Origin of the sequence: Oceaniovalibus sp. ACAM 378, assembly GCF_008085915.1 — a bacterium.
GTDB lineage: Bacteria > Pseudomonadota > Alphaproteobacteria > Rhodobacterales > Rhodobacteraceae > Oceaniglobus.
Genome location: NZ_VSJK01000003.1, coordinates 162,080 through 183,109, shown reverse-complemented (window position 1 = coordinate 183,109; position 21,030 = coordinate 162,080). Strand labels below are relative to the sequence as shown.

21 protein-coding genes are annotated in these 21,030 nt (G+C 59.2%); 16 read left to right on the top strand and 5 right to left on the bottom strand.

The genetic code is table 11. From position 1 onward, the window contains the following. Entirely contained in the window at positions 1-819 is an 819-nt protein-coding gene (locus FQ320_RS04885; RefSeq protein ID WP_148470478.1) for a lytic transglycosylase domain-containing protein, read from the bottom strand. Between the two features lie 370 nt (positions 820-1,189). Here FQ320_RS04885 and FQ320_RS04880 point away from each other — a divergent pair, with 370 nt between their 5' ends. The 12 genes from FQ320_RS04880 to FQ320_RS04825 all read left to right on the top strand — a co-directional run bounded on the left by FQ320_RS04880 (position 1,190) and on the right by FQ320_RS04825 (position 11,753). After that, positions 1,190-1,396 (top strand): Flp family type IVb pilin, encoded by a 207-nt coding sequence (locus FQ320_RS04880; RefSeq protein ID WP_148470686.1) that lies wholly within the window; start codon positions 1,190-1,192, stop codon positions 1,394-1,396. Between the two features lie 165 nt (positions 1,397-1,561). Then, complete coding sequence (locus tag FQ320_RS04875) at positions 1,562-1,750, top strand: hypothetical protein (protein ID WP_148470477.1); 189 nt, start codon at positions 1,562-1,564, stop codon at positions 1,748-1,750. A gap of 244 nt (positions 1,751-1,994) precedes the next feature. Continuing rightward, the gene (gene cpaB, locus FQ320_RS04870) at positions 1,995-2,846 is read left to right on the top strand and encodes a Flp pilus assembly protein CpaB (protein ID WP_148470476.1); all 852 of its coding nucleotides are present in this window, start codon (positions 1,995-1,997) and stop codon (positions 2,844-2,846) included. 206 nt (positions 2,847-3,052) lie between these two features. Next, positions 3,053-4,471 (top strand): type II and III secretion system protein family protein, encoded by a 1,419-nt coding sequence (locus tag FQ320_RS04865; protein ID WP_148470475.1) that lies wholly within the window; start codon positions 3,053-3,055, stop codon positions 4,469-4,471. Between the two features lie 5 nt (positions 4,472-4,476). Continuing rightward, on the top strand, positions 4,477-4,863 hold the full coding sequence (locus tag FQ320_RS25520) for a hypothetical protein (protein ID WP_187393775.1): 387 nt from the start codon (positions 4,477-4,479) through the stop codon (positions 4,861-4,863). 242 nt (positions 4,864-5,105) lie between these two features. Continuing rightward, positions 5,106-6,353, top strand: coding sequence for an AAA family ATPase (locus FQ320_RS04855; RefSeq protein WP_148470474.1), 1,248 nt, complete (start codon positions 5,106-5,108; stop codon positions 6,351-6,353). 10 nt (positions 6,354-6,363) lie between these two features. Beyond that, positions 6,364-7,833 (top strand): CpaF family protein, encoded by a 1,470-nt coding sequence (locus FQ320_RS04850; RefSeq protein ID WP_148470473.1) that lies wholly within the window; start codon positions 6,364-6,366, stop codon positions 7,831-7,833. 5 nt (positions 7,834-7,838) lie between these two features. Then, positions 7,839-8,807 (top strand): type II secretion system F family protein, encoded by a 969-nt coding sequence (locus FQ320_RS04845; RefSeq protein ID WP_187393774.1) that lies wholly within the window; start codon positions 7,839-7,841, stop codon positions 8,805-8,807. A gap of 9 nt (positions 8,808-8,816) precedes the next feature. Then, on the top strand, positions 8,817-9,794 hold the full coding sequence (locus FQ320_RS04840) for a type II secretion system F family protein (RefSeq protein ID WP_148470472.1): 978 nt from the start codon (positions 8,817-8,819) through the stop codon (positions 9,792-9,794). Between the two features lie 4 nt (positions 9,795-9,798). Beyond that, positions 9,799-10,353, top strand: a complete 555-nt coding sequence (locus FQ320_RS04835) for a tetratricopeptide repeat protein (RefSeq protein ID WP_148470471.1) — start codon at positions 9,799-9,801, stop codon at positions 10,351-10,353. Between the two features lie 40 nt (positions 10,354-10,393). Further along, positions 10,394-11,254: a lipopolysaccharide assembly protein LapB gene (locus FQ320_RS04830; RefSeq protein WP_148470470.1), complete on the top strand. Its 861-nt coding sequence runs from the start codon at positions 10,394-10,396 to the stop codon at positions 11,252-11,254. A 4-nt stretch (positions 11,255-11,258) separates the two neighbouring features. After that, positions 11,259-11,753 (top strand): prepilin peptidase, encoded by a 495-nt coding sequence (locus FQ320_RS04825; RefSeq protein WP_148470469.1) that lies wholly within the window; start codon positions 11,259-11,261, stop codon positions 11,751-11,753. On the opposite strand, the gene FQ320_RS04820 is transcribed toward FQ320_RS04825, so the two are convergent. Beyond that, positions 11,750-13,372: a glycosyltransferase family 87 protein gene (locus FQ320_RS04820; RefSeq protein ID WP_148470468.1), complete on the bottom strand. Its 1,623-nt coding sequence runs from the start codon at positions 13,370-13,372 to the stop codon at positions 11,750-11,752. The two genes, FQ320_RS04825 and FQ320_RS04820, sit on opposite strands and share 4 nt — an antisense overlap. A 136-nt stretch (positions 13,373-13,508) precedes the next feature. Here FQ320_RS04820 and FQ320_RS04815 point away from each other — a divergent pair, with 136 nt between their 5' ends. Continuing rightward, on the top strand, positions 13,509-14,816 hold the full coding sequence (locus tag FQ320_RS04815; protein WP_148470467.1) for an ATPase: 1,308 nt from the start codon (positions 13,509-13,511) through the stop codon (positions 14,814-14,816). Positions 14,817-14,958: 142 nt separating this feature from the next. On the opposite strand, the gene FQ320_RS04810 is transcribed toward FQ320_RS04815, so the two are convergent. After that, positions 14,959-16,467 carry a malonyl-CoA synthase gene (locus FQ320_RS04810; RefSeq protein ID WP_148470466.1) on the bottom strand — a complete coding sequence of 503 codons (1,509 nt, stop codon included), beginning with the start codon at positions 16,465-16,467 and terminating at the stop codon, positions 14,959-14,961. Between the two features lie 29 nt (positions 16,468-16,496). Further along, positions 16,497-17,195, bottom strand: coding sequence for a GntR family transcriptional regulator (locus FQ320_RS04805; RefSeq protein WP_255509369.1), 699 nt, complete (start codon positions 17,193-17,195; stop codon positions 16,497-16,499). A 113-nt stretch (positions 17,196-17,308) separates the two neighbouring features. Between FQ320_RS04805 and FQ320_RS04800 the strand changes: the two genes are divergently transcribed. The 3 genes from FQ320_RS04800 to FQ320_RS04790 are packed head-to-tail and all read left to right on the top strand — an operon-like array spanning position 17,309 to position 19,812. Next, positions 17,309-18,532, top strand: coding sequence for a CaiB/BaiF CoA-transferase family protein (locus tag FQ320_RS04800; RefSeq protein WP_148470464.1), 1,224 nt, complete (start codon positions 17,309-17,311; stop codon positions 18,530-18,532). A 24-nt stretch (positions 18,533-18,556) separates the two neighbouring features. Further along, on the top strand, positions 18,557-19,342 hold the full coding sequence (locus FQ320_RS04795) for an enoyl-CoA hydratase (RefSeq protein WP_148470463.1): 786 nt from the start codon (positions 18,557-18,559) through the stop codon (positions 19,340-19,342). Then, positions 19,342-19,812: a PaaI family thioesterase gene (locus FQ320_RS04790; protein ID WP_148470462.1), complete on the top strand. Its 471-nt coding sequence runs from the start codon at positions 19,342-19,344 to the stop codon at positions 19,810-19,812. The genes FQ320_RS04795 and FQ320_RS04790 overlap by 1 nt, the downstream gene beginning before the upstream one ends. A 194-nt stretch (positions 19,813-20,006) precedes the next feature. Here FQ320_RS04790 and FQ320_RS04785 read toward each other — a convergent pair whose 3' ends face one another. Next, positions 20,007-21,029, bottom strand: a complete 1,023-nt coding sequence (locus FQ320_RS04785; RefSeq protein ID WP_148470461.1) for an Ldh family oxidoreductase — start codon at positions 21,027-21,029, stop codon at positions 20,007-20,009. Position 21,030 lies beyond the last annotated feature (1 nt).

Sequence of the window (21,030 nt, the reverse complement as noted above, 5' to 3'; positions counted from 1 at the left end):
TCAGCCATTCGTCGCAGTGCGGTTGCCGACGAAGACGCAGCCATCGGTGATCAGTTCGGGTGGCGTCAGGCACAGTCCCTTGGCCACCGACCAGGCGGCCAGCACCTTGGGCACATAGCCCCGGGTTTCGGCATAGGGGGGAACGCCGCCATGTTTGTCGACCGCCCCTTCACCGGCGTTATACCCGGCCAGCGCCAGCAGCGGGTCACCCCCGAACCGGCCCATCAGCCAGTCAAGATAGGTGACACCGCCGCGGATGTTCTCGGACGCGACAGTGCGGTCCATGACGCCGAAACGCTCGGCCGTGGCCGGCATCAGCTGCATCAACCCCTGTGCGCCAGCGCGTGACAGGATATCGGTACGACCGCCCGATTCGACCGAGATCACCGCCAGTGCAAAGGCGGGCGAAACCCGGGTGCCGATCGTCGCCTTCAGGATGTCGGTGCCGTGCCGGTCGGCGATGTCGCGCAGATTTTGCAATCGCGGCGCGGCCACCTGCCCCGACTGCAACGCGATCATCGCTGATGCAACGCGCGTGGCCGGCGAACCGCCCTCCACCCTGCCCCAGAACCAATCCAGCGCGTCACTGGCCGGAGCCTTGATGCCCGGAGGCGCGTCGGGCGTCACCGGGCGTGTCACCAGCGCGACACGGGGCGCCTGCGGCTCTACCTGGACGGTGATCCGTTTCACCTCTCCGGCTTTGGGCGGCTTGATCCGCTTGAAAGTAAACTCGGGGAACGGCTGTGGCCCTTCAGCCATGGCCGGTGAAACGCTCAGGCAAGCCGCAAGCGTGATCGACGTGATGAAATTCTGCCTCATAGGGTCGCTGCTCCGCCCTGTATTGGTTTTTTCAATTGTTGCAAGAAAACGTCGGGCGGGCCAGCCGGAGCGCAGTTTGCGCGTCCGAATCGTGCCCGACTATGGTTTTTCAGGAACGCATGGCGCGACGCAAAGAAATTTTTCTAAAATTATTTCAATTAAATTTCAGCCGGTTATGAACCGATTCAGCGCCAACATGCATGCGGGCCAGGAATGCCCCAACGACGCCCAATTCCTGCCCGAATCCACAGGCTTTATAGGATCATTCCGAACGCAAACACGGGTCAAACGCAGACCGGTCCAAAGCGAAATCGGATCGGGACTGAAACTGAAACTGAAACTGAAACACGAAACCAAAAGGAACACTAAAATGAAATTCTTCAAAATCGCCAAGAAATTCCGCAACGACGAAGACGGCGCTGTCACCGTTGACTGGGTCGTACTGACCGCCGCCATCGTAGGCTTGGGCATCGCCGTGCTGACCACCGTCAAGAGCGGCACCGAAACGGTAACCAAAGCCATCTCGACCCAACTGAACGGAACGACAATCGAGACCGACTGGGCTCCATCGAGCTAAAAAAGAATTCCGGGGGCGCATTCAAAGGGCGCCCCCGGAGCACTGACTTCCCAAGACCTAAGGGTTCAACCGCACGTAAAATTTATGGCAACAATTACCACGTGGGTTAGGACGCGCCAGATACAGAACTGACAACGGTAAAAAAACAATATTGCGAGTCTGACAATGGAATCACGTTCTACAAGTTTTCTGTCCGACGAATCCGGCGCAATTACTGTGGATTGGGTGCTGTTGACCGCTCTGTTGATGGCATTGACACTTGCGGTCATGGGCACAATCGCAACTGGTAGCAAAAACGCCACTGAAACCATGAGCTCGAATATGGCATCACGCGCGATGATCACCACATTCTAAGCAACCATCCGGCGGAACGACGAGTCTGGGACGCAAGAGCGTCCCCGCCCGCATTTTCGTCCGTGTCGCAATACAAAGTCGGGCCACCTTCTGAACCCGACTGGCGGACAGACCTTTTCCAGAACCGCAACAAACACTCAGAAACAGCATCGTTTCGCCCCATTGCACGCGCAAAACGAACCCACACCGAAACACGTGCCCCCCGCTCACTCGGGGTGGGCGCAATATCTGGAAAGGAAATCCCATGCGTATGGTATTCGGATTCGTACTGATCCTCGGCCTGGGACTGGCCGGGTTTGCGGTCTACATGGCAAATGGCTATTTCGCCGAACAAAAGGCCGCTCTTGAGCTTGAACGCTCCCGTCAGGGCGTCGCGGTGCCCACTCAACAGGTCTTCGTGGTGAACCGGACCGTCCGCTATGGGGAACGACTGGCCGCCGAAGACGTGCGCGCAGTCAACTGGCCGCAGGACGCGATCCCTGAAGGTGTGTTTCAGGATGGGGCCGCACTTTTCCCCGACGAAGGACGCAAACCCCGCGCGGTACTGCGCACGATGGAAAAAGACGAAGCGATTCTGGCCAGCAAAGTGACCGAACCCGGAATGGATGCCGGCGTATCATCGCGCCTGACAAACGGAATGCGGGCCTTTGCAATTGGGGTCAATGTTTCGTCCGGCGTGTCGGGGTTTTTGCGCCCCGGTGACCGGGTCGACGTGTTCTGGAGTGGCAACCAGCCCACCCAGCGCGGCGGTAGTCAGGAAGTGACAAAGTTGATCGAAACCGGCGTGCGCCTCGTTGCAATCGACCAGTCCGCTGACGAAGATCGCTCCAGTCCCTCGGTGGCGCGTACCGTCACGGTTGAGGCGACATCGCGGCAAGTGGCTTCGCTGGCGCAGGCGCAATCCACGGGTCGTCTGTCGCTTGCCCTTGTTGGCGCCGAAGACACCAGCGTTTCAGCCGCTGTCGAGATCGACCAGCGCGATCTGCTTGGTATCGCCGACGAAATGATTGTCGAGGTCGAGAAAGAGCGCGTCTGCACGATCAGAACCCGCAGGGGCGCGGACGTGGTCGAGATTCCCGTAGCCTGCACCAATTGATCGATTTCTAGAATCGGGCGCTGCGACCCCACATCGGGTGTGCGCGGCGCATCGGTGACGCAAGACCTGTCGTGTGTTGCCACTTGTCCACAACATATGTGTGCTACAATCCCTTGATTCTTGCATGAAAAGTACATTTGCCGCATGGTATCGCGAAATCCGGGCGTAAAGATCCGGACCAAACCGTGATCAGAGAGGCAGATCACATGCAGATTGACAGATTTCTGAGGGCCGTGCTGTTGGGGTTTTCTGTGGCAGTGGCGTCGGTTCCGGCTGCGCAAGCCGAAACCCTGAGGGTGATGAACGGGTCAACCTCAAGCGCATTGAACGTGCCGATGAACCGTGCGGTGGTGGTCGAATCAGATCAGCCATTTGCAGAACTATCCATTGCCAACCCATCCATCGCCGACATTTCCACATTGTCGGACCGGACCATCTATGTGCTGGGCAAGGCGCCCGGGCGAACCACGCTGACTTTGCTGAATGCCGAAGGCCGGCTGATCACCAACGTCGAAGTTCAGGTCTCTCCCGATATCGCCGAGTTCAAGGAACGCTTGCGCCAGATCCTGCCCGGCGAACCGATCGAAGTGCGCACGGCGAACGACGGGATCGTCCTGTCGGGCGTCGTCAGCTCGATCACCCGGCTGGACCGTGCGCTGGACCTGGCCAACCGATATGCCCCTGAACGGGTCAGTAATTTGATGTCGGTCGGCGGCACCCAGCAGGTCATGCTGAAGGTGCGGTTTGCCGAAATGCAGCGGTCGGTCCGCAAATCGCTGTCGTCCTCGCTTGCGATTGGCGGCATGGCAGGTGGCACCGGGGTCACCCTTGGCACCGGGTCACTCCAGGGGGCCAACACGACAAGCGTCCTGACCGGCCAAGGTTATAACTCGAGCAAAGAAAGCGAAGGCGCGCTTGCCCTTGGTTTTGGCGCCGGCAGCCTGCAATTTGCCGTGCTGCTTGAGGCTCTGGAGTCGAAAGGCGTCGTGCGCACCCTGGCCGAGCCGAACCTAACCGCCCTTTCGGGGCAGGAGGCATCGTTTCTGGCAGGTGGCGAATACCCGGTTCCAATTGTCGACGGAGACGGCGGCGTCAGCATCAGCTACAAACCCTTCGGGGTCGAACTGACCTTTACACCGCGCGTCGTGGACAAGGATCTGATCAACCTGCAACTGAAGGCGGCGGTGTCGGGGCTGGACAATACCGTGACATTCCAGGCCAACGGCTTTTCGGTCAACTCGTTCCGGCGGCGTGAAACCAGCACGGTGGTGGAAATGCGCGATGGCGAAAGCTTCGCGATCGCCGGTCTGCTTGAGGACGATTTTCAGGATCTCGCCGGTCAGGTGCCTTGGCTGGGCGATATACCGGTTCTCGGATCACTGTTTCGCAGCGCCGAATATGAACGAAAGCAATCGGAGCTGGTCATCATCATCACGCCCCATCTCGTCACCCCCGTCCGGGGCGAGGCTCTGGTCCTGCCGACCGACCGGATAACGCCGCCGACCGAATCGGATCTGTTTTTGTTCGGCAAGACCGCCGGCAATACCAACCGTCCGACACGGGGCGCAGCGGGTGAAGTCGCCAAACAAGACTTCGGCGGCTCTTACGGCTATGTGATGGAGTGAAAATCATGACAAAACATCTCAGATCGCTTGTCTTGATCGGCGCAATTTCCGGTCTTTCCGCCTGTGCGGACAGCTGGAATCAACAGGCCGGCGCCTTCATCGACGAAGGCGGGTTCGGCAATCCGACGATGCATAACACACAAGCGATGAGTTGCCGCGGAAAGGCCAAGGGATATATCCTGCCCGAGCCTGTCGTCGTCCTGAACCCCGACAGTCCGAAAAGCCCGCAAGTGGGCATACCAGCGGGCTATAGTAAGGGGCGTGTCCAGTGTTCGGGTGATCTGAACGGCAAATACGCGCAGGTCATCTTTGAAGAATATGTCGAAAGCGCGACCGAATTGCCGCCAGGAGGCGCGGGCGGACTTGCCGAAATCGCCTCCGCCGGAGGCTGAAACAAACCAAAGCGCGGGCCATGGTCCCGCGCTTTGTCGTTTCCGGCATCACAAAAATGTCTCCGCAAAGCGGGTAATGACGTTGTTTTAGCCTCAATGTCGCCAACATTTCCCAGCAATGTCTTCTTGACGGGCAACCAGCGCGAATCTTGACGCGCCCATGCTCCAGGGAGACGGCATCCGGCAACCCATTTGCGGTTGCGCCGATCCCGCATGGGTGTGGTAACCGAAGGATACAGGCGATGACGAACACAGCTGCAAAACAGGTTGAGCCTGAACCGATCCTTGCCTGCACGATCTGCCGCGACGTCCAGAACTTCGATCTCTTGATCGAGGACATGGAGGCCGAGATGGGCGAGCGATGGGGCGACCTGAGCTTTGCAGACGCCACGGTTTTCCTCGGCCAGCCCGAAGCGAACGCGATGGAATTCATCGCGATTGCCATCGACGAGGACGACGAAGCCAACATCAACACCATTGCCGATCTGATCAAGACCGCGGTCGAACGGCACATCCGCGTGATCGTGATCGCCGAAGAGGTCAGCCCGATGGTGCTGCACCAGCTTCTGAAACTGGGCGCAAAGGAATTCGTGCCCTACCCGCTTCCCGAAGGGGCGCTGCACGACGCAATCGAGCGTATTCGCGCGCCCGAACCCGCCTTGATCGAAGAAATCCCCGCCGCTCCGAATCTGCGCAAGTCCAGTGGCGGACGCGAGGGTGTTGTTCTGCCGGTGCACGGGCTGTCCGGTGGTGTCGGCGCCACGACCTTTGCGGTCAATCTGGCCTGGGAACTGGCAACCCTTTCAAAAGACGACGCCCCCCGGGTCTGTCTGCTGGATTTCGATCTGCAATATGGCGCGGTGTCGACATATCTTGATCTTACGCGCCGCGAAGCGGTGTTCGAAATGCTGACCAACACCGACACCATGGACAGCGAAAGCTTTCTTCAGGCGCTGCTGCCCTTCAACGACAAGCTGCATGTTCTGACCGCACCGATTGATATGCTCCCCCTCGATCTGATCGGGGCAGAAGATGTCGCGCGGATCATTGATCAGGCGCGGTCCAACTTTGATTATGTTGTGATCGACATGCCCTCAACCGTCGTGCAGTGGACGGAAACTGTGCTGAACGCCGCCCATGTCTATTTCCTGCTGCTTGAGATGGACATGCGCAGCGCGCAAAACGCCCTGCGTCTAATCCGTGCATTGAAGGCCGAAGATCTTCCGGTTGAACGGCTGCGGTATATCCTGAACCGTGGGCCGAAATTCACCGATCTGGCTGGCAAGAGCCGGGTCAAGCGTCTGGCCGAAAACCTGGACATCAAGATCGAGGTGCAACTGCCCGACGGTGGCGAACAGGTAGTTCAGGCTTGCGATCATGGTCTGCCTCTGGCCGAAAACGCGCGCAAGAACCCCTTGCGCCGCGAAATTCAGAAAATTGCAAAATCCGCGCACGAACTGAATCGTTCGGCCGCGACCGCATCGAAGTAAGGAACGCCAGATGTTCTCCCGTTACAGAAAGCAGAATGCGGAAAAGGTTCTTGCCAACGCAGCGCCGAAACCGCTGGTGCAGGTCGCCAAGTCCGCAGCGTCAAAAGCGCCAGAATCCGCGCCCGTCCCGCCCCGGACCCCGGCCAAACCCGCGGCAAAACTGCGCTCGGTTCCGGCCCCGGTTGTGCCGGAGAGCAAGGAAAAGAAGCGTCGCGAACGTCTTGGCGAAATCAAGGTCGAGATGCACGCCCGCCTTCTGGACAACCTCAACCTTGCCGCGCTGGACAAGGCGAGCGAGGCCGATCTGAAATCCGAGATCATGGAGATCACATCCGAGGCGCTGGACGAAATCGGCATCGTTCTGAACCGTGACGAACGCATGACCCTGAACCAGGAGCTGTTCGACGAGGTCAAGGGGCTGGGCCCGCTGGAAACCCTGCTGAAGGACGACACCGTAAACGATATTCTGGTGAACGGTCCAAGGCAGATTTTCGTGGAACGCGACGGCAAGCTGACGCTGACCGATGTAACGTTCAAGGACGAACGCCATCTTCTGCGGATCATCGACAAGATCGTGTCGGCGGTGGGTCGGCGGGTGGACGAATCCAACCCCTATGTCGACGCCCGTCTGGCCGACGGCAGCCGTTTCAACGCCATGGTCCCGCCGATCGCGGTGGACGGGTCGCTGGTCTCGATCCGGAAGTTCAAAAAGGAAAAGCTGGCCATCGAGGATCTGGTGAGTTTCGGGGCGTTCAGCCCGGAAATGGCCCTCTATCTGGAGGCAGCGGTCAGTACCCGGCTGAACATCATCGTCTCTGGCGGTACCGGCTCAGGCAAGACAACCACGCTGAACGCCCTGTCGTCCTTCATTGCCCATGACGAACGCATCCTGACGATCGAGGACACAGCAGAACTACAACTGCAACAGATCCATGTGGGCCGGATGGAAAGCCGCCCCGCCAACGTCGAAGGTAAGGGTGCCGTATCGCAGCGCGACTGTCTGAAAAACGCTCTGCGGATGCGCCCCGACCGGATCATCGTCGGCGAAACCCGCGGCGAAGAAGTGATCGACATGCTGCAGGCGATGAATACCGGTCACGACGGCTCGATGACCACGATTCACGCCAACAGCGCGCGGGACGGTGTTTCGCGCCTTGAAAACATGATCGCCATGGCCGGTATTGAAATGCCGATCAAGGCAGTGCGCAGCCAGATCGCCAGCGCCGTCAATCTGATCGTACAGGCCAGCCGCCTGCAGGATGGTTCGCGTCGGATGACGTCGATCACCGAAATCACCGGCATGGAGGGCGATGTGATCTCGATGCAGGAGGTGTTCCGCTATCAGCGGGTCGGTCTGACGCCTGAAAACAAGATCATTGGCCACTTCACCGCGACCGGTGTGCGCTCGCACTTCTCGGAACGCTTCAAGATGTGGGGCATGCACCTGCCCACCGAAATCTTCGAACCATTCAAGGGATAATCCAAATGGTCATCAGTGCCGAACCGCTTATCTATGGATTGATCTTTGTCGCCGTGCTGGTTCTGGTCGAAGGCATCTATCTGACCGTTTTCGGCAAATCCATCAGCCTGAACAACCGGGTTAACCGGCGGCTGGATATGCTGGAAAAAGGCAAGAACCGCGAACAGGTTCTTGACCAGCTCCGCAAGGAGATGGGCCAGCATATGAAAAGCCAGAAGATTCCGCTGTACTCGATGCTGGCCAAGAAGGCGCAGCTGGCCAATATCGCCTTCACACCGACGCAGATGATCATGATGATGGGAGTTCTGGGCGTGGTCGCCTATATCGGGTTGACCTTGCAGACCAGCGCCAGCACCCCGATCCGGATCGCCGTGGCCATCGCGATGGGCGTCGGTGGAATCTATGTCTGGGTCAACGGCAAAGCCAAAAAACGCCTTTCCCTTATGGAAGAACAGCTTCCCGATGCGGTCGAGCTGATGGTCCGCTCGCTGCGCGTCGGCCACCCGTTCAACGCCGCCATCAACATCGTCGCCAAGGAAGTGCCCGACCCGCTGGGCACCGAAATGGGTGTGATCGCAGACGAAGCCGCCTATGGCCGCAACGTGGGTGAGGCACTGAAAGCTATGGCCGAGCGGATGGACATGCAGGATCTGCGCTTTCTCGCGGTTGCCGTCACCATCCAACAGACATCGGGCGGCAACCTGGCCGAGATTCTGGCGGGACTGGCGGCTGTGATCCGATCGCGTTTCAAGCTGTTTCGCCGGGTAAAAGCGATCACCGCCGAGGCAAAATGGTCGGGTATGTTCCTGTCGGTCTTCCCCTTGGGCGCGCTGGTGATGATCAACCTGATGTCGCCCGATTACTATGACGCGGTGAAAGAAACGTCATATTTCATTCCGGCCTGTCTGGTCGTCGCAGGTTTTCTTGTGGTCAACATCTTCGTGATGCGGACCCTTGTAGACATCAAGGTCTGAGGGGCCATCATGGAACAGATCAACGCAATCCTGACCGAGCATCTGGGGCCGCTGGGCCTGCTGTTGGCCGTGGGCGGTCTTGGCGTCCTGCTGATGCTGATCACCTTGCCAGTGCTGATGAAACGCAAGGCCGATCCGCTGGATAAACTGATCGCGCTGCGCAAGCAGACGAAATCCGGCGATGACAGCACCGGGCCATCCCTGCGCAACAGCTCGAAGAACGACAAGCTTGAGAAATACTCGAACTTCCTCGAACCGCAGAACGAAGAAGAATATTCTTCGATCCGCCTGAAACTGATGCAGGCCGGATACCGGTCAAAGGATGCGGTGCGCACATTTCACTTTGCGCAATTCGCGCTGGGAATCGGACTGCTGATTCTCGGGGTGCTTTATACCATCCTGACCAGCAAGACGGGCGAGCCATCGACGCAGGCGATCATCATGTCGACGCTGATTCCGGGGGGCGTCGGATATATGGCGCCGAAGTACTGGATCACCAAACGCCAGCAGCAACGCCGTGAGGAAATCACCAACGGCTTTCCTGACAGTCTTGATATGATGCTGGTCTGTGTCGAGGCGGGTCAATCGCTGGATCAGTCCATCGTCCGGGTGAGCAAGGAGATCCGCGCCGGTTTTCCCGCGCTGGCCGATGAATTCGAAATTGTCAGCCACGAGATCAAGGCCGGCAAGGACAAGGTCAACGTGCTGCGCGACATGTCCGAACGTGCGGGGGTGAACGATGTGGCGTCCTTTGTGACCGTATTGATCCAATCGGCGACCTTCGGTACCTCGGTGGCCGAGGCATTGCGTGTCTTTTCCGCCGAAATGCGTGATAAACGCGTGATGCGGGCCGAAGAAAAGGCAAACACCTTGCCCACCAAGATGACCCTTGCCACAATGATGCTCACCGTGCCTCCGCTGTTGATCATCCTTTTGGGGCCATCAATTTACAACATCGTCGAAACGCTCGGCAAATTCAAAATGTGAGGCGATGCGCCCCTTTCTGATCCTTTCGATCCTTGCTCTGGCCGCCTGTGGAAACACCGGCGGCCTTGGCCGTTCGAAAGACAGCCCCTACGCCCCACGGGTGTCGCAGCGCGAACACAGCGTCGATGGCCTGCTTGTCGGGCACCGTCTGATGGCGGCAGGGGAATATGAACTGGCGCTGAAAGCGTATTACCGCGCGGCGGGCCAGCATGGCACATCGGTCGATGTCCTGTCGGCGCTGGGATCGGCCAACCTGAAACTCGGGCGTCTTGGACAGGCCGAACGTATGCTGCGCCTGGCGGTCGAAAAGGACGAAAGTTTCGTGCCCGCCTGGAACAATCTGGGTGTCGTTCTGATGGAACGCGGAAAAACCGGCGAGGCGGAACGGGTTTTCCGCACCGCCTATGCGCTGGATAGTGGCGAAAGTGACGACATCAAGGCAAATCTGTCGCTCGCGCTCGCCAAACTTGAAAATCCAACTTATATTGAGCATGATAATAGCAACTTTGCGCTGGTTCGGCGGGGTGGGGGAAGTTACCTGATCCTGTCCAGAACCTGAACGCGAAGGCATTTCGAGCAGGAAAAAAGGACGCAGGCACATGCGCCACACTATCACTCTTGCGCTCTGCCTTGGCAGCGCGATTGCGCTGTCGGCTTGCGGCGATCGATCAGGCAAGGCAGAGGTCGAACGGGCGATCAAGAACGTCAACGTGATCGACGAAACCAACCTGAACGACATCATGCTGACGGTGGCCGATCCGAACGAAGCGGTCGATTATTTCCGCCGCTCCAGCGCCGAAAATCCCGACCGGATCGATCTGCAACGGGGGCTGGGCCAGTCGCTGGTGCGGTCCAAACGCAACACCGAAGCCGTGACGACATGGACCAAAATCGTCGCCCACCCTGAAGCGACCGATGACGACAGAATTGATCTGGCCGATGCGCTGATCCGCAACAATGAATGGCCGAAAGCCGAGGCCGCGCTGGACCGTATCCCCCCGACCTTTGAATCCTTCAAACGGTACAAACTGGAGGCGATGATCGCGGACTCCAACAAGGAATGGAATAAGGCCGACAGTTTCTATGAGACGGCCGCCGGACTGACAACGCAACCGTCGGGCGTGATGAACAACTGGGGTTATTCCAAACTGACCCGCGGCGACTATGCCGAGGCCGAGCGACTGTTCACTCAGGCAATCACCTATGACAACGATCTGTTCACCGCCAAGAACAATCTGGTTCTGGCCCGGGGCGCACAACGTAAATACGACATGCCCGTGGTTCCGATGACCCAATCGGAACAGGCGCAACTGATGCATACCATGGCGCTGACGGCGATCAAACAGGGCGATGTCGCCATCGGCAAGGGGCTGTTGCAACAGGCCATCGACACCCATCCGCAGCATTTCGAAGCGGCCGTGCGATCGCTTCGTGCTCTGGAATCCAACGTGCAGAACTGATCCGATGATAACTTTGCCTGCCGCTGCGGCTCTTTGGTTTCTGCCGTTCGTTGTGCCGATCTGCCTTTGGGTCGCCTGGAACGACATGGCCTTTATGAAAATCCCGAACAAGGCCGTTCTGGCCCTGATTGCGGTGTTCCTGCTGATCGGTCCCATAGCGCTGCCCCTGAACGTCTGGGCATGGCAATGGGTCCATCTTGTCGTGGTTCTGGCCTTCGGGTTCGTGATGAACATGGCTGGCGGACTTGGGGCCGGCGATGCGAAATTCGCCGCCGCCGCCGCGCCCTTCGTGCTGATCGACGATGCCCCTACCCTGTTGGTCCTGCTTGCGGCAGTCACACTGGGTGCCTTTGCGACCCACCGCGCGGCAAAGCATATTCCTGCGATCCGCAATCGTGTGCCCAATTGGGAAAGCTGGACCCACGGTAAATTTCCGATGGGTCTGCCATTGGGCGGTGCCTTGATGTTCTATCTGCTGTTGGCGGCCTTTGGGAGTTAGACCTTTTCCAGCAACACGAACAACGGATCGCGATACACCTCTTTCAGTGTGATCCCCCGGGACTCGATGGCCTTCAGGATCTCACGGCGCGCAGCCAGGTTGATCGCGCACAGCGGCACCAGAACATACGCGGCGCTGTCGATTCCGGGTGCGCCGCCGTAACGCCAAGGCGCGCCGCCCTCGACCCATTCTATTCCTTCGGAAAACAGCGGCAGGTTCGACATTAGATCGGCTACCATGATCCGCTTGCCTGTGGTGTAACCGGCAGCTTCAAGTGCCTCGACAGTCGCTTCGGATGTTGCGACCAAGCCACTTTGGACCCCACAATCTGGCAGCGTCTCGTCCAACAGAATGGTCGGATCGCCACGTTCGGCCAGATCGGCGTATTTCTCTAACCCGCCCGCGCGCGCCTCCCCGGCGATATGTATGTTCACCTGATAGGCCCGCTTGCTTGAATTGAAAATATCGTCGTGCTGAACGGAACGCGGAAACATGTGCACATATTCGCTTGGATCATCGCTAAAGTGGCGAAACGGCGAATAGACCATGTTCATAAATGAAGGCGAGGTAATGGCCAGCATCGCGCACGCAATGGCTCCAACTCCCTGACGCAGATCCCAACCCCAGGCGTTGCGGATTCCGGCGTCCGGGCGCACCATAAGCAACATCAGAGAAACGATCATTAACCATTGGGGATCGTTGCCAAAATTCTGATAGGTGATGTATACCAGCCCCGGAAACAGCACCAACAGCGACAGACCAGCGGCTGGACGCCCCCCTTGACGCAGCAACACCACCGCCAACAGCATCAACAGATGCGCACCCAGAAGCATTGGCGCAGTCAGCAACTGATCGAGCGGGCGGCCGGGATGGGCACGCGTTTCGGATGTGGCTGTGGCGATCAAGTCGCCAACATAGGCCGGCCAAAACGACCAGCCGAGGATCAGTGTCGCAAGCGCCAGTGTCACCGTGCCCACACCCAACGCGACCAAAAGGCTGCGCCCTGCCCCGCGCAGCACCAGCGCAACGATCAAACCCGACGCCAGCGCGACCACAAAGGTCACCTTGATCAGGATGACCAATGCCATGCAGATACCGATCAGCGCCCCATCCAGCGCCGCCTTGTTGCGCCCCAAAGGCGGCAGAAATGCCAGCGCCAGCGCGACAAAGCTGAACCCCCAAGCCCAGCGATTATAATGCATGGAAATCGAGACATGCGGGTCAGCTTCGCCATAGACCAGTGCCAATACCAAAACCATGCAGAAGATCGCGAACAAATGCGCGAATACGCCCGAAAATCGCGAAACGGCAGTCCAGATCACCGCGGGGGCCAACACCAGCGCCACAGCAATCTGTGCCCAATGAACCGACATGCCGATTCCAAATCCGGCCTTGACGAAAACCGCGATCGGCCAAGTGGCCAGAATACCGATAGGGGTCATGAAATCCTGATGCGGGCGCTGTCCTTCTGCCATCCGCACCACAATCTCAACAAGGTGCAGGACATCGCCTTCATAGCGGTCGATATACAGCCCACCGCGTGCCAGACTCAGCCCGCCCAGAACTGCAATCGCCACCACACAGGTCAGCGCTGGTCCGAACCCCTTCATTCTCTGCATTGCTGCCCCATTTTCATCATTTGGCCACATTGGCATGGCAATTCCATTGACCACAAACTGACCCGTATTGGTGTCCAAAATCGGGCAACAGGATGGAATTGTCGGAAAACACGCAACAATATCCGAGGCGCCTCAGATGAACATGCAACCGAGCAACGTCATGGCCCCGCCGCCGCCACGCACGCTGGACCAGATGCAACTGCCTATCGTGATGATGCGCGACATCCTGTTGAAAACGATTTTCCGGATGAACCTGGAACATGTCACAGCCATCGCCCGCGAAATTTGCCTGCCCGTCAACGTGACGCAGGAATTGGTGGATCAGGCGCGCGGCCAGAAACTGATCGAGGCGACAGGTACGCTGCACGCCACCTCCTCCTCGGAAATGGGGTATCAGCTTTCGGATGCGGGCAAGGCGCGGGCACTGGATGCCCTGAGCCAATCGGAATATTATGGCGCGATGCCGGTGCCGCTGACCGTCTATGCCGAGCAGGTAAAACGCCAGTCCATCCGCAACATCCAGATCACCCGCCAACAGTTGACCGGCGCAATGGGCCATCTGATCCTGCCTGACGACCTGCTGGATAATCTGGGCCCGGCCGTGGGATCGGGCCGCTCGATCCTGATGTACGGCCCGCCCGGCAACGGAAAATCCTCGATTTCGAACGGCGTGCGGGATGCCATCGGCGACAAGGTTTATGTGCCGCGCGCCATCGAATATTCCGGTCAGGTGATCACGGTTTATGACCCGATCGTCCACACCGCCGCCACGTTTGATGAACAGGATCCGAACTCCCTGCGCCGGATCACACGCTTTGACACCCGCTATGTGCTCTGCGACCGGCCGACGGTTGTGACGGGCGGCGAGCTGTCGCTTTCGATGCTGGATCTGGTCTATAACCCGGTCGCGCGCACCTATCAGGCGCCGCTGCAGCTGAAATCTTCGGGCGGCATCTTTATTGTCGACGACCTTGGCCGTCAGGCCGAACCGCCGCAGGCGCTGGTCAACCGCTGGATCGTCCCGCTGGAAGAATCCCGCGACATCCTCGCCCTGCAATCGGGCGAAAAATTCGAAGTGCCCTTCGATACGCTGGTGATCTTTTCCACCAACTTTCACCCCAACAAGATCTTCGATCAGGCCGCACTGCGTCGGATCTTTTACAAGATCAAGATCGACGGACCGAACCAGTCGGATTTCCTGAAAATCTTTGCCATGGTGGCCAAGAAGAAAAAAATGCCCCTGTCAGAACCGGCGCTGATCCATCTGCTAAAGAAAAAATACCCGACAATCGACAACGTCTATGCCAACTATCAACCGGTCTTTTTGATCGATCAGATGATCTCGATCTGCGAGTTCGAAGGCATTCCCTATCAAATGACCCCCGAACTGATCGACCGCGCCTGGGCAAACATGTTCGTCGTGGAAGAAGATATCGTGCGCTAAATCTCAAGGGCGTTTTGCAGTGGCATGCCGCATAGAGAATGCAGTGCAAATCATTCCGCGAATTGTAGTTTGCGAAGGTATATTCCCCAAGGGTGCCCGCAGTTGAAACCTGCAGCATAGACCCTCGGAATCCTCCCCAAGATTAGAAAACCGACCGGTACCTGTCGCGAAGCTGGTTTTTCTGGACTTTTCCCATTGTATTGCGCGGTAGCTCTTTCACGATCTCGGTAAGGCGCGGCCGCTTGAAATTGGCAAGGTCGCGTTTCACCGCTGCCTCGATGGCCTGCAGATCCAGTGTTACGCCGGTTTGGGGCACCAGCACGGCAACCACGCTTTCGCCGAAATCCGGGTGCGGCACACCGATCACCGCACTTTCCTGCACGCCATCCTGCGCATCGAGGAACATCTCGATCTCTTTCGGATAGATGTTATAGCCGCCGGAAATGATCAGATCCTTGCCGCGCCCGACAATTGACAGGTATCCATCGGCATCGATCTGCGCCAGATCTCCGGTGATGAAAAAGCCGTCTGCACGCAACTCTTCCGCAGTCTTTTCCGGCATTCGCCAATAGCCCTTGAAGACATTCGGCCCGCGGACTTCCAACACGCCGATCTCGCCCTGCGGCAATTCGGCACCGGTCTGCGAATCGCAGACCTTCACTTCGACACCGGGCAGGGCAAATCCCACCGTGCCAGCACGCCGCTCGCCGTCATAGGGATTGGAGGTGTTCATGCTGGTTTCCGTCATCCCATAACGTTCCAGAATGCGGTGGCCAGTACGGGCCTCGAACCGTTCGTGGGTTTCCGCCAACAGCGGTGCAGAGCCCGAGATGAACAGCCGCATATGCGCCGCACGCTCGGTGCTGAAGCGCGGATCGTCCAAAAGCCGAGTGTAGAAGGTTGGCACACCCATCATCGCGGTCGCCTCGGGCAGCCGATCCAGCACGATGTCGGGGTCGAATTTCGGCAGAAAGATCATCGCGCCACCGGCCAGAAGCATCACGTTGGTGGCGACGAACAAACCGTGGCTATGAAAGATCGGCAGCGCGTGAAGCAGCACGTCGTCTGCGGTAAAGCGCCAACACTCCACCAGCGCACGGGCGTTCGACAGCAGGTTGCGATGCGTCAGCATTGCACCCTTGGACCGCCCAGTCGTTCCGGAGGTATAGAGCAGTGCCGCAAGGTCATCCTCATCCCGGGCCACTGTATCGAAATCAGACTTCTGCCCGGCAACAAGATCCGAAAGCGTCCCGCTGCCGTCGCCCGCAAGGGTGCGCAACGTACAGCCGTTCGCCTCGGCAATCGGGGTCAGGTCTTCGGCCTCGGCCGGATCACAGACAAACAACGCCGCGCCGCTGTCACCGACAAAATATTCCAGTTCAGCCGGCGTATAGGCGGTGTTGAGCGGCAGGAATACCGCGCCCGCCTGTACGCAACCGGCATAGAGCGCGAGCGCCTGCGGAGATTTCTGAATATGAACCGCAACCCGGTCACCCGGCTTCACACCCAAAGCTGTCAGCGCATTGGCATAGCGCGCCGCCTCGTCCAAAAACGCACCATGGGTGGTGGTCTGCCCGTTCACATCGTGCAGAAAGGCCGTATCGCGCCCTGAGTGAGGTGCAAAAAGCGCGTCAAATAACGGGTTGGTCATTGCTGTCCTTCGGTGCTTTCAGGATCTGGTCAGTCGGATGTGGCCGACACCCGATCCGTAATTTTCATGTAACGGGCAAAGCCGGCGACGAGGTGCTGGTGCGCGGCAGCGTGTGCAGCCTCGACTTCACCACCAATGACGGCGGCGCTGATTGCACGGTGCTCTTCAAGCGATCGCTCCATGTTCATCGGCACCGAAAGGCCCTTGCGGCGGTACAGGTGCATTTCTTTAACCAGATTGCCGTAAACCGTCTTGGCCTTGGGGTTGCCCGCCCCTTGCAGCAGCAGATCGTGAAATTCGATGTTAAGTGTGTAGTACTTCGCGGTGTCCGCTTTGAGCGCCGCCGCCTGCATCTGGGTCAGGTTCCGATCCAGCATTTTGGGAAGGCCGGGTTCGGCTCCTTCGGCAACGCGACGCGCCGCGGACGCGCAAGCCATTGCAAAAACCGCCCCCCGCAAATCATAAAGATTGCGGACTTCGGCCAGCGTTGTCACGTGCACATAGGCTCCGCGATTGGCAATCAGGTCGATCAGTCCGGAATCCGCCAGTGACCGGATTGCTTCCCGTACAGTGCCACGGCTGACCCCCATGGCACTGGACAGCGCCACCTCGTTCATCTTCTCGCCGCCGGCAAGGTCGCCCTCGACGATCATGCGCTCGAGTTCCGAACGGACTTCGCCGGCAAGCGTGACGCGTCGGTGCCCTATGGATTGACTGGTCATGATCATGTTCTTTCTTGGTACCAACAATGCAGTTCTGTCAACATTTAACATTTTTATTGTCATCAAGGAATGTATACCCTAAGGCATATGGTAGCAGATCTTCCACGAGAGGAGCCAGCATGTCGCAGCAAGCGATTCCGGTACCCGACGACAAGACCAAGGCGCACAGCGCCGCAAGCGGGGCCTTGTCCGGGCTGCGGGTCCTTGACCTGACCCGCGTCAGATCCGGCCCCACCTGTGTGCGCCAACTGGCCGACTGGGGCGCGGATGTCATCAAGATCGAGGCCCCGGTAGATACCGCACAGTTCGGCGGACCACGCTCGGGCCCTGACTTCCAGAATCTTCATCGAAATAAACGCAGCCTGACCCTGGACCTCAAATCCGAGACCGGACTGGCCGCATTTCGCAAACTGGCCGACACCGCTGATGTGATCGTTGAGAACTTCCGCCCCGGCGTCAAATCGCGGCTTGGAATCGACTATGACACTCTGTCCCAGAGCAATCCGCGTCTGGTCTATGCCTCGATTTCGGGCTTTGGGCAGGATGGCCCGATGGCCGACCGTCCGGGTTTTGACCAGATCGCACAGGGCATGGGCGGGCTGATGTCGATCACCGGTGAACCGGGTGGCGGTCCGATGCGGGTCGGCATCCCGGTCGCAGATCTCTGCGCCGGTCTGTTCGCTGCGCAGGGTATTCTCATCGCCCTCTTTGAACGGACGCAGTCGGGCAAGGGCCAGTGGGTGCAGACCTCGCTTTTGCAGGCGCAGGTCTTCATGTTGGATTTTCAGGCCGCGCGTTTCCTGATGGACGGCGATATTCCGAAACAGGCAGGCAACAACCACCCAACCTCCATCCCCACGGGCGTATTCAAGACCAGCGATGGGCATATGAACATCGCCGTGACGGGTAACAATATCTGGTCGAATTTCTGCGAGGTGATGGATCGGAAAGACTGGCTGGCGGACGCGCGGTTTGCCACCGCCCCCGCCCGTTCTGAGCACCGCGACGCGCTTGGACAAGAGATCGAAGCGATCACCCTCACCCAATCCACCGCTGACTGGATCGACTTATTCACCAAAGCCGGCGTGCCCGCAGGTGAAATCAACGACATCGGTCAGGTCTTTGCCAATGAGCAGGTCCGCCATCTCGGCCTCGCACAGCCCTTCGTCAGTCAGGAGCGCGGCGCGACCGAACTTGTCGGCCAGCCGATCCTGATGAGCCGCACACCAAGCCGTATCGCCTCTCCTCCGCCCCTCGCCGGACAGCACAGCACCGAGATCCTGACCGAAATCGGCCTGACTCCCGACGAGATCGCCGGGATGAAAGCCTCGGGCGCAACCTAACCGATCAAGAAAGCTGAGAGCCTCATGACCGATAAAGTCCTCACAGAACAATCGGGTGAAATCGCCCGCATCATCTTTAACCAGCCGGAAAAGCGCAACGCCGTCTCGCTTGAGATGTGGGAAGCGGTCGAGACCGCCGTCACCCGCTTTGCTGCGGATGACAGCGTGCGCATCCTCATATTGTCGGGCGCGGGCGGTAAGGCCTTCGTATCGGGCGCCGATATCTCCAAGTTCGAAACAGAACGCGCGAGCACCGAAGCCGTCGCCCATTACAATGCCACGACCAAGCGCGTCTACGACATGGTCGAAGGCTTTCCCAAGCCGACCATCGCGCAGATTGACGGGTTCTGCATCGGCGGCGGCGTCGCGCTGTCCTTGTGTTGCGACCTGCGCATCTGCGGCGAAGGATCAAACTTTGCGGTTCCGGCGGCCAAACTGGGTCTGGGCTATGGGTTTTCGGGGCTGAAACGGCTGGTTGACGTGGTTGGCCCGGCGTTTGCCAAGGAGATCTTCTTCACCGCGCGCCGGTTCAGTGCCGAAGAGGCGCGCACCATGGGACTTGTCAATCGCGTGGTTGCGGATGGAGAGGTTTCCGATGCCGCCGAAGAAACCGCACGGATGATTGCCGCCAATGCACCGTTGACCCTGGAGTCAGTAAAATACATCGTCGGCCAGACTGTCCTGCCGGCATCCGAGCGCGATCTTGCGGAATGCGCTGCCCGCGTAAAGGCCTGTTTTGACAGCGATGATTATGTTGAGGGCCGCCGCGCCTTTCTGGAGAAACGCAAACCCAACTTTGTGGGCGCCTGATGTCGGACACTGAGCCAAAGCGCGTGGACGAAGACATCGCCCGCGCGCATTTCGACACCGCCCTGAACGATCACGCGCAGGGCTTTGAAAGCTTCTTCTTTGCGCGGTTTCTGGGGCTGAACTTTGAGTACTTGCCTCTTGATGCGCCCGACGCCGAAAAAGACGTCTGTCGCCTGACGTTCGAGGTCGCGGACGTGCTGAGGAACCCGCAAGGTTCGCTGCACGGCGGCGCAATTGCATCGGCCATGGACATTTCGATGGGCCATCTCGTCAACAAGGTCGCAGGCCCCGGCGCCACGATCGAGATGAAGGTGCAGTTCATGCGCCCTGTCATGACTGGTACCGTCACCTGCGAAGGCCGGTTCACCAAGCGTGGGCGCAGCCTGTCCTTCATGGAAAGCCGCGTTTTTCGCTCTGACGGCAAGCTTGCCGCGCAGGCAACCGCCACGTGGAAAATGCCCAATCCGTGATATCTTGAGAAAGTCCAGATGCCGACTTTCTCGCTGGAGCTGCCTTGTCAGGTGCGCGCCCGGGTCGACACTGGCGCGTTCGAATGGCCGCGACACCCCGGCGGCCCATGCGCGTCACGTCTCATAGGTGACGGATCGGTTTGAACGGCCAGTAAACCTACGCGGCTCCCATAGGTGCATAGAGACAAAGCGCTTCAGCCCGCATCTTTGGCCAGTGCGCGAAGCTCATCAATCAGGCTTTCGGACAGGCTCAGCCCGTGCTCGCGCGCGTCCCGCAGCGCGCGGATCGCCCGGTCACCGGGCATCCGCACCGGATGCGCAGGATCGATTGGCGTGCAATGCGCCAGGCTTTGTCGGGCCAGTGCCATCTGATCGGCCAACCCGTCCTCTGACAGCAGCTGCCCTGTGTCGATTAACAGGATCATTTGACCGAGGTTCTGTCGCCTCCCCGGCGTATCGGCGGCGCCAATGTCCGACAGCATCGCCGCCCCGGACAGCCCGCCTGCCAGCAAATCAAGGCTCAGCGCGAGGTTCGCGCCCTTGTCGCCACCGATTGCCTGCATCAGCCCCTGCATCGCCGCCTTTGCGTCGGTGGTCGCGCGGCCCTTTGCATCTGTCGCCCAGCTCTCCGGGATCGCCTCTCCGGCCTCGGCAGCGGCGCGCACTCGCGATCTTGCGGCGACCGACAGCGCCATGTCCAAAATCACATGGGCCCCGTTCGGATCAGGCACACCGATGCCAATCGGGTTGTTGCCCACCACCGCATCGCGTCCGCCCGCAGGCGCGATCATCGCGGCGGTGTTGGTGGTCATGACACAGGCAAATCCAGCGTCCGCCGCGATCCAGAGATAGGGTGCAAGCGCCCCCAGATGGCTGCTGCCCCGTACAAACGCCGCCCCGACACCCACTGTCCGGGCCGCCTCCATCGCCGCATACAGTGCCCGGTGCGCGATGGCCGGTCCAAGTCCGGCGTTGCCTTGCACACGCCGCAAAGCCAGAGCGGGCGCCGAGATCAGGATTGCTGCGTCGGGAACTATTGCGCCGCTGGAAATCCGCTCGGCATAGACGGCGACCCGACTTAGGCCATGTGTGCGAATGCCCATCATCTCGGCCAAGGTGAGGATCTCGGCAGCCTCACCGGCAGCCGTCTCGGCCACGCCCAAACGCACAAAGGCGCGGGTCGCAAGCGCCCGCGCCTTCTGTTCGCTCAGGTGCACC

Coding starts and splice junctions, on each gene's coding strand:
- FQ320_RS04885 (WP_148470478.1), bottom strand. CDS start 819: ATGAGGCAGAATTTCATCACGTCGATCACGCTTGCGGCTTGCCTGAGC.
- FQ320_RS04880 (WP_148470686.1), top strand. CDS start 1,190: ATGAAATTCTTCAAAATCGCCAAGAAATTCCGCAACGACGAAGACGGC.
- FQ320_RS04875 (WP_148470477.1), top strand. CDS start 1,562: ATGGAATCACGTTCTACAAGTTTTCTGTCCGACGAATCCGGCGCAATT.
- cpaB (WP_148470476.1), top strand. CDS start 1,995: ATGCGTATGGTATTCGGATTCGTACTGATCCTCGGCCTGGGACTGGCC.
- FQ320_RS04865 (WP_148470475.1), top strand. CDS start 3,053: ATGCAGATTGACAGATTTCTGAGGGCCGTGCTGTTGGGGTTTTCTGTG.
- FQ320_RS25520 (WP_187393775.1), top strand. CDS start 4,477: ATGACAAAACATCTCAGATCGCTTGTCTTGATCGGCGCAATTTCCGGT.
- FQ320_RS04855 (WP_148470474.1), top strand. CDS start 5,106: ATGACGAACACAGCTGCAAAACAGGTTGAGCCTGAACCGATCCTTGCC.
- FQ320_RS04850 (WP_148470473.1), top strand. CDS start 6,364: ATGTTCTCCCGTTACAGAAAGCAGAATGCGGAAAAGGTTCTTGCCAAC.
- FQ320_RS04845 (WP_187393774.1), top strand. CDS start 7,839: ATGGTCATCAGTGCCGAACCGCTTATCTATGGATTGATCTTTGTCGCC.
- FQ320_RS04840 (WP_148470472.1), top strand. CDS start 8,817: ATGGAACAGATCAACGCAATCCTGACCGAGCATCTGGGGCCGCTGGGC.
- FQ320_RS04835 (WP_148470471.1), top strand. CDS start 9,799: ATGCGCCCCTTTCTGATCCTTTCGATCCTTGCTCTGGCCGCCTGTGGA.
- FQ320_RS04830 (WP_148470470.1), top strand. CDS start 10,394: ATGCGCCACACTATCACTCTTGCGCTCTGCCTTGGCAGCGCGATTGCG.
- FQ320_RS04825 (WP_148470469.1), top strand. CDS start 11,259: ATGATAACTTTGCCTGCCGCTGCGGCTCTTTGGTTTCTGCCGTTCGTT.
- FQ320_RS04820 (WP_148470468.1), bottom strand. CDS start 13,372: ATGCAGAGAATGAAGGGGTTCGGACCAGCGCTGACCTGTGTGGTGGCG.
- FQ320_RS04815 (WP_148470467.1), top strand. CDS start 13,509: ATGAACATGCAACCGAGCAACGTCATGGCCCCGCCGCCGCCACGCACG.
- FQ320_RS04810 (WP_148470466.1), bottom strand. CDS start 16,467: ATGACCAACCCGTTATTTGACGCGCTTTTTGCACCTCACTCAGGGCGC.
- FQ320_RS04805 (WP_255509369.1), bottom strand. CDS start 17,195: ATGATCATGACCAGTCAATCCATAGGGCACCGACGCGTCACGCTTGCC.
- FQ320_RS04800 (WP_148470464.1), top strand. CDS start 17,309: ATGTCGCAGCAAGCGATTCCGGTACCCGACGACAAGACCAAGGCGCAC.
- FQ320_RS04795 (WP_148470463.1), top strand. CDS start 18,557: ATGACCGATAAAGTCCTCACAGAACAATCGGGTGAAATCGCCCGCATC.
- FQ320_RS04790 (WP_148470462.1), top strand. CDS start 19,342: ATGTCGGACACTGAGCCAAAGCGCGTGGACGAAGACATCGCCCGCGCG.